Consider the following 10380-nt stretch of genomic DNA (forward strand, 5'->3'; position numbering starts at 1 on the left):
CCTGCCTGCAACTCGAAATCCATTAGAGTATAGAAATTGAAAGCTTTCGTAACTCATGTCCGCTGTTGCGGTGACTTCGTGTTAATCTTAACGTTATTACGGCATTGGCACGTCAGAACAAGTTCTGAGAGGTGAATCCGCTGAGTATAATGATCTTAGCGATGATTTCGACGACTCAAGAGAATAAATGACGTTTAAGCCATGAAACAAGCTAAATTCCAGCAAAAAAATGGGTTTTTACGGGCGTATTTAAAGTGATAATCATAAGATATCTGGTGCGGGAGACGCTCAAAAGCCAGCTGGCGATACTCTTCATCTTACTTTTGATCTTCTTTTGTCAAAAGTTAGTGAGGATTCTCGGCGCGGCGGTTGACGGCGATATTCCCGCAAATCTGGTGCTCTCGCTTCTGGGGCTGGGCGTACCGGAAATGGCGCAGCTCATCCTGCCTTTAAGCCTGTTCCTGGGGCTGCTGATGACGCTGGGCAAACTGTATACCGAAAGTGAAATTACGGTCATGCACGCCTGTGGGTTGAGCAAAGCCGTGCTGGTAAAGGCCGCCATGGTACTGGCGTTATTTACCGGTATCCTTGCGGCGGTTAACGTGATGTGGGCCGGCCCCTGGTCGTCAAAACACCAGGATGAAGTGCTGGCGGAGGCGAAAGCGAACCCCGGTATGGCGGCGTTGGCGCAGGGGCAATTCCAGCAGGCGACCAACGGCAGCTCGGTGCTGTTTATCGAAAGCGTTGACGGCAGCGACTTCCACGATGTTTTCCTGGCGCAAATTCGCCCTAAGGGCAATGCTCGTCCTTCTGTGGTCGTGGCCGATTCCGGACACCTTACTCAGTTGCGCGATGGTTCCCAGGTTGTCACCTTAAACAAAGGGACGCGTTTTGAAGGAACGGCGTTGCTACGCGATTTTCGCATCACCGACTTCCAGAACTATCAGGCAATTATTGGCCATCAGGCCGTGGCGCTGGACCCGAACGATACCGACCAGATGGACATGCGCACGTTGTGGAATACCGACAACGATCGCGCTCGCGCCGAGCTGCACTGGCGTATCACGTTAGTCTTTACCGTATTTATGATGGCGCTGATGGTCGTGCCGCTCAGCGTGGTGAATCCACGTCAGGGGCGTGTCTTGTCTATGTTGCCCGCCATGCTGCTTTATCTGCTGTTCTTCCTGATCCAGACCTCCATTAAATCGAATGGCGGTAAAGGCAAACTGGACCCGGTTATCTGGATGTGGGCGGTCAACCTGATCTATCTGGCGTTGGCGATTGGTTTAAACCTGTGGGATACGGTGCCGGTCCGCCGCCTGCGTGCCCGTTTTCTGCGTAAAGGAGCGGTATAATGCAGCCATTTGGTGTACTTGACCGCTATATCGGTAAAACCATTTTTACCACCATCATGATGACGTTGTTCATGCTGGTGTCGCTCTCCGGGATCATCAAGTTTGTCGATCAGCTGAAAAAAGCGGGGCAGGGTAACTACGACGCGCTGGGTGCGGGTATGTACACCCTGCTCAGCGTACCTAAGGATATCCAGATCTTCTTTCCTATGGCGGCGCTGCTTGGCGCGCTGCTGGGACTGGGGATGCTGGCGCAGCGTAGCGAACTGGTGGTGATGCAGGCATCGGGTTTCACCCGTATGCAGGTGGCGCTGTCGGTGATGAAAACGGCTATCCCCCTGGTGCTGTTGACCATGGCGATCGGCGAATGGGTCGCCCCGCAGGGCGAGCAGATGGCGCGTAACTATCGTGCGCAGGCGATGTATGGCGGTTCGCTGCTTTCCACCCAGCAAGGTCTGTGGGCGAAAGACGGGAATAACTTTGTCTATATTGAACGGGTGAAGGGCGACGAGGAGCTGGCCGGCATTAGTATTTACGCTTTCAACGATCAGCGTCGTTTGCAGTCAGTGCGTTACGCCGCTTCGGCAAAATTCGACCCGGAGCATAAGGTCTGGCGTTTGTCGCAGGTGGATGAGTCCGATCTGCAAAACCCGAAACAGATCACCGGTTCGCAGACGGTGAGCGGCACCTGGAAAACGAATCTGACGCCGGATAAGTTAGGCGTGGTGGCGCTGGACCCGGATGCGCTTTCCATCAGCGGTCTGCATAACTACGTTAAATATCTGAAGTCGAGCGGACAGGACGCCGGACGTTATCAGCTCAATATGTGGAGTAAAATCTTCCAGCCGCTCTCCGTGGCGGTGATGATGCTGATGGCGCTGTCGTTTATCTTTGGCCCGCTGCGTAGTGTGCCGATGGGCGTGCGCGTGGTGACGGGGATTAGCTTCGGCTTCGTCTTCTACGTCCTCGACCAGATTTTTGGCCCGCTGACGCTGGTATACGGCATTCCGCCGATTGTCGGCGCGCTGCTGCCGAGCGCGTCTTTCTTCCTGATTAGCCTGTGGCTAATGCTGCGTAAGTCGTAATCACAGTAATAGTAGGCCTGATGGCGCTGTGCTTTTCAGGCCTACTATGACCCGTAGGCCGGATAAGTCCTTTCCGCCGCCATCCGGCAGACCGCCTGGTATTACTCGAATGATGTAGTGCGTAACCTGACGCGTGGCGCTTTTGGCTACGCGTTAAGCTCAGGCAAGCTGCGGGAAAAAGTAGACAAAAAATTTATAACGTGCTGCCGTGATAAATCTGATAACCCAAATCAATCGTATTATGGTTGAGATCGTTATTTTTAATTTTGTTGAGCAACATCTGCGCGGCTCTGCGCCCGATCTCAAAACGAGGGGTAATTACGCTGGCGAGGCTCGGTATCATTTGCCTGCCCATCTCCAGACCGTGGAAGCCGGCGATGGAGATCTGCTCCGGTACGGCCAGTTGACGCTCGCGGCACCACAGTAGAGCGCCCATTGCGATATCGTCATTAGTACAAAAGACGCCATCCACGTCCGGGTGCGCAGCAAGCGCATCACGCATTAGCTGTATCCCCAGATGGATAGAGGAGATAGCGCGGGGATTGATGCGCAACGGCGCCAGCCCCCGGCGCGTCATCGCATCGCAGTAGCCGTGATAACGCTGCTCATCACGGATATCGTCTTTTGAACCCAGATAGAGAATTTTCCGCCGCTGGCGTTTATCCAGCATGGTGCTGACCATATCAAAGGCGGCCTGACGGTTATCAAACCCCACCTCCATATCTAAGCGATCGCCCTGGATGTCCATGAGTTCTACAATCGGAAGGGTAGCTGAGCGCAGGAATTTGACGGTTCTGAGGGTATGATATTTTTCTGAAAGAATAATGCCGTCGATATTGTAGGACAGTAAATTGATAACGGACTCTTCTTCCGAATCGCGATTGTAATTGTAATTCGCAATGAGAGTTTGGTAGTTATGACCCGACGTTACGGATTCAATCCCGGCAAGAATGTCGGCAAACAACTGGTTCTGGAAAGAGGGGATTAGCACGCCCAGAGTGTAACTTTGCGCGTTTAACAGCATAGCTGGCGCGCGATTTGGTATGTAGTTAATTTCCTCCATGATCTGCGCAATACGCTCGCCGGTTTCCCTGGCGACTTTTTTCGGCGAGCGGATGTAACGGCTCACCGTCATTTTTGTCACGCCAGCAAGCGTAGCGATATCCTGCAAAGAAATTCTGTGATTCCTCATGTTTTCTCCAGTACCGGGGGCGGGAACGTCGCCCCCATGGTTAATTGGGCTGCGGATGATGAATTAATGCAGAACCGCATTCAGCGCCAGTACGCCCAGCAACCCCATGACAGAAATCAATGTTTCCATAACGGTCCAGGTGCGTAGGGTTTCCCCGACGCTAAGATTAAAATACCCTTTAAACAGCCAAAAACCGGGATCGTTAACATGTGATGCAATAACGCTTCCCGCGCCTGTCGCCAGTACCATTAACGCCGGATCGGCGTGGGTTACGTTAATAATCGGCAATACGACGCCCGCTGTGGTTATCGCGGCCACGGTCGCGGAACCTAACGCAATACGCAGCACGGCGGCTACCGTCCAGCACATTAATAACGGAGATAGCGAGGTGCCGGTCATTAATTGCGAGATATATTGGCCCACGCCGCTATCCACCAGCACTTGTTTAAACGCGCCGCCGCCCGCGATGATAAAAACAATCATCGCAATAGCGCCAATGGACTCGCCGACGATATCCATCACCTGCTCAACCGTACGTCCGTTGCGTCGGCCCAGCGTAAAAATGGCGATGATAATGGCAATAAACAACGCCACTGCTGGATTACCGATAAATTCGAAGAAAACCCGCACGGCATTCGTTTTTGGCAGCGTGATTTCACATACCGCTGCGATGGCCATCAGAATGACCGGGATCACGGCGGCAAAAATACTGTTCCAGAATGACGGCATCTCTTCTTCACTGAATAGATGAGGATTAAATAATCCTTCAGGCGGCGCTTTCTCAAAGCGCGCCAGCAATTTTGAAAACAGCGGGCCGGCAACAATCACGGTCGGTATGGTAATGATTAACCCATACAGCAGGGTCGTACCGAGATTTGCCTCAAAAATTGTCGCAATAGCGGTAGGGCCGGGATGCGGCGGCAGGAAGCAGTGCGTAACGGATAAGGCGGCGACCATTGGAACCCCGACATACAGCAAGGGCAGTCCCGATGAGGCCACAATCGTAAAAACGAGCGGCAACAGCAGTACGAATCCGACTTCAAAAAACATTGCCAGGCCGACGATAAGCCCGGTGATCACCAGCGCCCATTGCACGCGTTTTTTGCCGAACGTATTAATGAGCGTCGTCGCAATGCGCTGCGCGGCGCCGGTATCGGAAATTAATCTTCCCAGCATCGCGCCAAAACCGAGGATCATGGCGAGTCCGCCCAGAGTACCGCCAATTCCGTTTTGTATGGAGTGCAGGACGTCTTGCGCGCCCATCCCTTCGGCAAATCCCACCACGGCGGCAACCAGAACAAGGGCGATAAAGCCGTTAACTTTAAAGCCAATCATTAAGACCAACAGCAGCGCAACGCCTGCCGCAATAATTATTAATGGCATATTCGTCTCTCTTATTAGCGCCAAAATAGCAGCGCTTACGCGCTGCGTCGTATTTCCCTGGTCAGACGGCAACCAGCATACCGCCATCGACAAACAGCAGATGTCCGTTAACAAAGTCGGAGGCTTTTGACGAGAGAAACACCGCTGCGCCAATAAGCTCCTGGGGATCGCCCCAGCGTGCGGCAGGCGTACGTTTGCATAGCCAGGAGGTGAAGGCTTCATCTTCAACCAGCGCTTTGGTCATCTCCGTTTTGAAGTATCCCGGCGCAATACCGTTGACCTGGATATTATGACGCGCCAGCTCCACGCACATGCCGCGAGTCAGCATCTTCACGGCACCCTTCGACGCGGCATATGGCGTAATCGTGTCGCGGCCCAGCTCGCTTTGCATCGAACAGATATTGATCACTTTTCCTGCCTTACGCGCCACCATACGGCGCGTAACGGCCTGAGAGACGAGAAAAACCGCGGTCTGATTTACGGCGATGACATCATTCCACTCCTGCTCGGGAAACTCAGTAAACGGATGACGGCGCTGGATACCGGCGTTATTTATCAGGACGTCAATGACGCCGATATCTTTTTCGATATGTTCAATCGCAGCTTCAATATCCTGTTTATGGGTGACATTAAAGGGAGCGGCAATAGCCTTTATCCCTTCCTGCTGAAGTTTCGTCACGGCTGTTTCGGCGCGCTCCGGAGTAATATCGTTAACAATAATGCGCGCGCCATAGCGACCAAGACCGGTTGCCAGCAAATAACCAATTCCCTGAGCGGCTCCGGTGATAAGGATATTTTTACCTGCCAGTGAAAAAAGATCGTTCATGATAGTGTCCCTTATTTTACTTTCTCAGAAAATGAGCTGAACTTTTGCCGCCTGTGTTTTGTCTCCGGCAAAGATCAGCGCCGCTTCCAGGTCGGTAAATGGATATTCCGCGCTCAGTAACGGCAGCGGATTGATAACGCGGTTGGCAAGCCAGGAAACCGCAGTATTAAATTCGGTAGTAAAACGGAAAGAGCCTTTCAGGGAGATCTCTTTGCTTATTACCATCATCATCGGGAAGTTGGGGACTGCGCCGCCCATGCCAACCTGCACCATCACGCCTTTGGCCCGTGTGACTTCCAGACACGTTGAGATAGAGGAAGGATGCCCAGAGACTTCAAAACTGATATCGAAATACCCTTTTTCTGCTTTCCAGCCATCAAGAGAATCATGCTGTGGGTTCACCAGCGTATCCGCGCCCATCTGCCGGGCCAGCGAGAGAGAACGGGCGCTGATATCGGCACATACCACTTCCGCCGCGCCCAGCGTTTTTACCGCGCTAACAATCAGGCAGCCGATAGGGCCAACGCCGGAGATAAAGACGCGTTTGCCCTGCAGATCGCCCGCCTCATGAGCCGCATGAATGGCAACCGCCAGCGGTTCGGCAAAGGCCATGGCTTTTTCGTCCGCCTGTTCCGGCCAGGGAATGCACTGAGCGGTATCGACAGCTTTAAATCGGGTAAAACCGCCATCGACATGCGGAAAATACATGGCGCTGCCAAAGAAACGCATTTCAGTACAGTGGTTTTCTTCATGCTGCAGACAGTATTTGCAATGACCACAAGGCTTCGATGGATTAATCGCTACCGGTTGTCCTTCACGTAATAAATCTGAGCCGCTATGAACGATTTTGCCAATCACTTCATGACCTAAAATCATTGGCGCTTTTACTGTAAAATTGCCGACTTTGCCTTCCTGATAATAATGTAAGTCAGACCCACAAATGCCGCCACGGGTAATTTGTACGAGTGTTCCTTTATTATTCCATTCAATATTTTGTTCCGTAACGGCAACAGCACGCTTACCCGCAACAACGCAGGATTGAGTTTTTACTTCCATAAATTCCTCACTGGTCAGGTAGTTACCCTGAACGCATTTAAGCGGTTTTATTTGTCATTATTTGTGACTTACGTCACGCTGGAAAATTGTTACACTACAATGTTACGCATAACGTGATGTGCCTTAGAGTTCTTCTCTATGGAAATTAAAAAACGTGAAATTGTCGAACGTAGAGGCGTAATATTGTGGAGTGGAATATGACTCAGAGGTATTTAAATGGCCGGGGAAAGCTATATTTTAATGGGTGTTTCAGGTAGTGGTAAGTCTTTAATAGGCAGCAAAATTGCAACATTATTTTCTGCGAAGTTTATTGACGGCGATGATCTCCATCCGGCGAAAAACATTGATAAAATGTCTCAGGGAATACCGTTAACTGATGAAGACCGCTTACCCTGGCTGGAACGATTAAATGACGCTTCATACAGTCTTTATAAAAAAAATGAGACGGGATTTATTGTCTGCTCGTCATTAAAAAAACAGTACCGCGATATTTTACGTAAGAGCAGCCCTAACGTACATTTCCTGTGGCTGGATGGCGATTACGCTACCATTCTGCAGCGAATGCAGCGTCGTGCCGGGCATTTTATGCCGCCAGACCTGCTGCAAAGTCAGTTTGACGCGCTGGAGCGACCCTGTGCCGATGAACATGATATTGCGCGTATCGATGTTAATCATGACATCGAGCACGTGACGGAGCAGTGCCGACTGGCTGTACAGGCTTTTCGTCAGGCACTCAGCGCTTCCTGATCATTGTCAAAGCGCTGAGTCAGGCGGTCAGAAGTCAGCTTTTAGCACTACACGATAGCGGGCTTTGCCGTCGCGAACGTGCTGAATAGCCTCGTTGATTTGTGACATTGCGAACAGTTCCGTGGTGGGCGCGACTTTGCTGCGTCCGGCGAATTTCATCAGTTTGCGAAGTTCATATGGCGTTCCGGTTGCCGAGCCTGAGATACTGCGATCGCCGGCAATCAATGTAAACGCCGGTACGGGCAGCGGCTTCAATACGGCCCCAACGGTATGGAAGTTGCCGCCATAGGTCAGCGCTTCGAAGTAGGGCTGCCAGTCGAGATCGACGTTGACCGTGTTAATAATGAGATCGAACTGGCCCGCCAGTGCTTTTAACGCTTCCGGATCGCGGCTGTTCACCACGTTATTGGCCCCCATCGCCAGCACCTCCTGCTCCTTCGATGGATTGGAGCTGAACGCGGTGACTTCGCAGCCCATTGCGTGTAACAGCTTTATGGCGATATGCCCCAGCCCGCCGATACCGATGACGCCAACGCGGCTGGTAGCAGTAATATGGTGCATCAGTAGCGGTTTAAAGACCGTAATGCCGCCACATAACAGCGGGCCTGCGGACGCCATATCCATATTCTCCGGAAGAGGAATTACCCACTGCCAGCCTGCGCGAAGCTTCTCGGCAAAACCGCCACGATTGAGGATAGTGGGCACTGCCCCTTCCAGGCAGTTAATTTTATTGCCGCTGATACAGGCATCGCAGTGTCCGCAGCTGCGCGCCGTCCAGCCGATTCCAACGCGCTGGCCGACTTTTAGTCCCTTATCCTGTGCCGCGCTACCGAGTGCGGCCAACCGACCGATGACCTCATGTCCGGCAACCAGAGGGTATTGAGAGAACCCCCATTCATTGTCGATCATTGACAGATCGGAATGGCAGATCCCGCAGTAGTCGACCCGTACCTCGACATCTTCCGGTTGGAGTTCTCCCGCGTCATATTCATAGAGTTCGAGTTCGCCGCCCGCCTCTTTGGCGGCATAGCTTTTTATTATCGTCATTGTGCTTCCCTTAATGTGGTGTTGAACTGAAAAGTGTAGAGCATGGAGGCAAGGGACGCCCGGCGTTAATCTGCTGGAGAAGGCGGGAAGTAGCCTGATTATTCTATTTAATCCTCAACGCTGCTGAAATTTTCAGCACTTAGCGATACAGGTGTATGCTCGTGCTTGCATGGCGGCGTATGACAGGTATAATCCACAACGTTTTCCGCATACCTCTTCAGTGCCGAAGTGGCGAAATCGGTAGACGCAGTTGATTCAAAATCAACCGTAGAAATACGTGCCGGTTCGAGTCCGGCCTTCGGCACCAAGTGATGCAATAATTAGCTACCTAAGGGGGGCTTTTTTTGTGTCCATTTCCGTCCAAATTCGTCCATATCCGTCTGTAATTCAAAGATAATTTATTTTTCGGCAATAACCATATTTATTTTGTTGTCTTTCCGTGTTGGTCATTTTTCATCCATTGACATCCACGCGATTTGGGGGCCAAATTGGGGGCTTAGACGTAGTTCGATAATAGTGAGTCCCCCAAATGGCACTAACAGATCGCGCTATAGTCCACGCCAAGCCTTGTGGCAAGCCGTATAAGCTCAGTGACTCGCATGGACTTTACCTGCTGGTTAACCCTAACGGTTCAAAACGCTGGTACATCAAGTACCGCTTTGTAAATAAAGAGAAAAAGCTCGCTTTAGGCCCTTATCCGCTTTTGACGCTTGCACAGGCAAGACGCATGCGTGAAGAGGCCCAATTACTGCTGATTTCCGGCATCGATCCGAGTGCACACCGAAAGGCTGAACGTCTTGCTATAACGCCGGAACATACGTTTGAGTCTGTGGCTCGCGAATGGGTCATCAGTAACGTAAACTGGTCGGCGGAACATAAGAAGCGGGTGCTGCGTTACTTCGAGCTTTATGTGTTCCCCACGAACGGTAGCTGTGACATCACCAAGATGAAGGTCAAAGATCTGCTGGTGCCCATCAAGGAGGTGGAGAAAGCGGGCAAACTGGATGTTGCTTCCCGGCTTCAGCAACGCACTGCCTGCGTGATGCGCTATGCGGTGCAGAACGGCATTATCGATCATAACCCTGCATCAGATTTAACCGGCGCGGTCTCTACGCCCAAAGTTCGTCATCACCCGGCGTTGGATCTGAATCTTATCCCTGATTTCCTGGATAGAATCGACGATTACAAAGGCCGTCAACTGACTCAACTGACTCAACTGGCGGTAAAGCTGGCGCTGCTGCTGTTTATCCGCTCCAGCGAACTGCGCTTTGCCCGCTGGGATGAGATTGATCTGCGTAACGCCATGTGGACCATCCCCGCTGAGCGTGAGCCGATCCCCGGCGTTAAATATTCAGCGCGTGGGGCGAAGATGCACTCCCCACACCTGGTCCCATTGTCACGTCAGGCCATCGAACTGCTGCACGAGGTGCGGCAGCATTGCCGACCGGGAACTGAACTGGTATTCCCCGGCGATCATAACTACCGCAAACCGATGAGCGAAAACACCATCAACAAAGCGCTGCGGGTGATGGGCTACGACACCCAGAAAGACGTCTGTGGCCACGGTTTTCGCACTATGGCCTGTAGCGCGCTGGTGGAGTCAGGCCTGTGGTCATGTAAATAGACCCGTTTTAGTTCCAGGCATTTTTTGAGATCCCGGCCAAATGATTGTGTTGCCGATATTCCTCCGGC

The 10380-nt window shown here is 52.0% G+C and carries 10 protein-coding genes and 1 tRNA gene; 6 read left to right on the plus strand and 5 right to left on the minus strand.

Features of this window, described 5'->3' with window-relative positions:
• Positions 1 to 140: 140 nt before the first annotated feature.
• The 3 genes from ACLJTG_RS15570 to lptG all read left to right on the plus strand — a co-directional run bounded on the left by ACLJTG_RS15570 (position 141) and on the right by lptG (position 2437).
• On the plus strand, positions 141 to 191 hold the full coding sequence (locus ACLJTG_RS15570; protein WP_212724070.1) for a hypothetical protein: 51 nt from the start codon (positions 141 to 143) through the stop codon (positions 189 to 191).
• A 63-nt stretch (positions 192 to 254) separates the two neighbouring features.
• Positions 255 to 1355 carry an LPS export ABC transporter permease LptF gene (gene lptF, locus ACLJTG_RS15575; RefSeq protein ID WP_000584132.1) on the plus strand — a complete coding sequence of 367 codons (1101 nt, stop codon included), beginning with the start codon at positions 255 to 257 and terminating at the stop codon, positions 1353 to 1355.
• Positions 1355 to 2437, plus strand: coding sequence for an LPS export ABC transporter permease LptG (gene lptG / locus ACLJTG_RS15580; RefSeq protein ID WP_001182242.1), 1083 nt, complete (start codon positions 1355 to 1357; stop codon positions 2435 to 2437). Before lptF ends, lptG begins: the two co-directional genes overlap by 1 nt.
• 193 nt (positions 2438 to 2630) lie before the next feature.
• Here lptG and ACLJTG_RS15585 read toward each other — a convergent pair whose 3' ends face one another.
• From ACLJTG_RS15585 to idnD, 4 genes are all read right to left on the minus strand, one after another.
• Positions 2631 to 3629 carry a LacI family DNA-binding transcriptional regulator gene (locus tag ACLJTG_RS15585; protein WP_001244061.1) on the minus strand — a complete coding sequence of 333 codons (999 nt, stop codon included), beginning with the start codon at positions 3627 to 3629 and terminating at the stop codon, positions 2631 to 2633.
• 63 nt (positions 3630 to 3692) lie between these two features.
• Positions 3693 to 5012 (minus strand): gnt-II system L-idonate transporter, encoded by a 1320-nt coding sequence (idnT, locus tag ACLJTG_RS15590; RefSeq protein WP_001128356.1) that lies wholly within the window; start codon positions 5010 to 5012, stop codon positions 3693 to 3695.
• A 61-nt stretch (positions 5013 to 5073) separates the two neighbouring features.
• A complete protein-coding gene (idnO, locus tag ACLJTG_RS15595; protein WP_000998685.1) occupies positions 5074 to 5838 on the minus strand; it encodes a gluconate 5-dehydrogenase in 765 nt (254 codons plus the stop codon).
• A gap of 24 nt (positions 5839 to 5862) precedes the next feature.
• A complete protein-coding gene (gene idnD, locus ACLJTG_RS15600; protein WP_080102153.1) occupies positions 5863 to 6894 on the minus strand; it encodes an L-idonate 5-dehydrogenase in 1032 nt (343 codons plus the stop codon).
• Positions 6895 to 7110: 216 nt separating this feature from the next.
• Between idnD and idnK the strand changes: the two genes are divergently transcribed.
• Positions 7111 to 7641 (plus strand): gluconokinase, encoded by a 531-nt coding sequence (gene idnK, locus ACLJTG_RS15605; protein ID WP_000896756.1) that lies wholly within the window; start codon positions 7111 to 7113, stop codon positions 7639 to 7641.
• Between the two features lie 27 nt (positions 7642 to 7668).
• Here the strand turns inward: idnK and ACLJTG_RS15610 are convergent, their stop codons facing one another.
• Positions 7669 to 8688, minus strand: coding sequence for an NAD(P)-dependent alcohol dehydrogenase (locus ACLJTG_RS15610; protein WP_410959015.1), 1020 nt, complete (start codon positions 8686 to 8688; stop codon positions 7669 to 7671).
• A 222-nt stretch (positions 8689 to 8910) separates the two neighbouring features.
• On the opposite strand from ACLJTG_RS15610, the gene ACLJTG_RS15615 reads away from it, so the two are divergent.
• Together ACLJTG_RS15615 and ACLJTG_RS15620 are read left to right on the plus strand one after the other, a co-directional pair.
• A tRNA-Leu gene (locus ACLJTG_RS15615) sits at positions 8911 to 8995 on the plus strand.
• Positions 8996 to 9217: 222 nt separating this feature from the next.
• Positions 9218 to 10312, plus strand: a complete 1095-nt coding sequence (locus ACLJTG_RS15620; RefSeq protein ID WP_024792707.1) for a tyrosine-type recombinase/integrase — start codon at positions 9218 to 9220, stop codon at positions 10310 to 10312.
• The last annotated feature ends 68 nt before the right edge of the window (positions 10313 to 10380 follow it).

Source organism: Salmonella sp. SAL00672, from assembly GCF_046552175.1.
Classification (GTDB): domain Bacteria; phylum Pseudomonadota; class Gammaproteobacteria; order Enterobacterales; family Enterobacteriaceae; genus Salmonella; species Salmonella enterica.

Bases quoted from the DNA above. Each gene is read 5' to 3' on its own strand.
- ACLJTG_RS15585 (WP_001244061.1), bottom strand. From the start codon at position 3,629: ATGAGGAATCACAGAATTTCTTTGCAGGATATCGCTACGCTTGCTGGC.
- ACLJTG_RS15620 (WP_024792707.1), top strand. From the start codon at position 9,218: ATGGCACTAACAGATCGCGCTATAGTCCACGCCAAGCCTTGTGGCAAG.
- idnT (WP_001128356.1), bottom strand. From the start codon at position 5,012: ATGCCATTAATAATTATTGCGGCAGGCGTTGCGCTGCTGTTGGTCTTA.
- idnK (WP_000896756.1), top strand. From the start codon at position 7,111: ATGGCCGGGGAAAGCTATATTTTAATGGGTGTTTCAGGTAGTGGTAAG.
- idnD (WP_080102153.1), bottom strand. From the start codon at position 6,894: ATGGAAGTAAAAACTCAATCCTGCGTTGTTGCGGGTAAGCGTGCTGTT.
- ACLJTG_RS15610 (WP_410959015.1), bottom strand. From the start codon at position 8,688: ATGACGATAATAAAAAGCTATGCCGCCAAAGAGGCGGGCGGCGAACTC.
- lptG (WP_001182242.1), top strand. From the start codon at position 1,355: ATGCAGCCATTTGGTGTACTTGACCGCTATATCGGTAAAACCATTTTT.
- idnO (WP_000998685.1), bottom strand. From the start codon at position 5,838: ATGAACGATCTTTTTTCACTGGCAGGTAAAAATATCCTTATCACCGGA.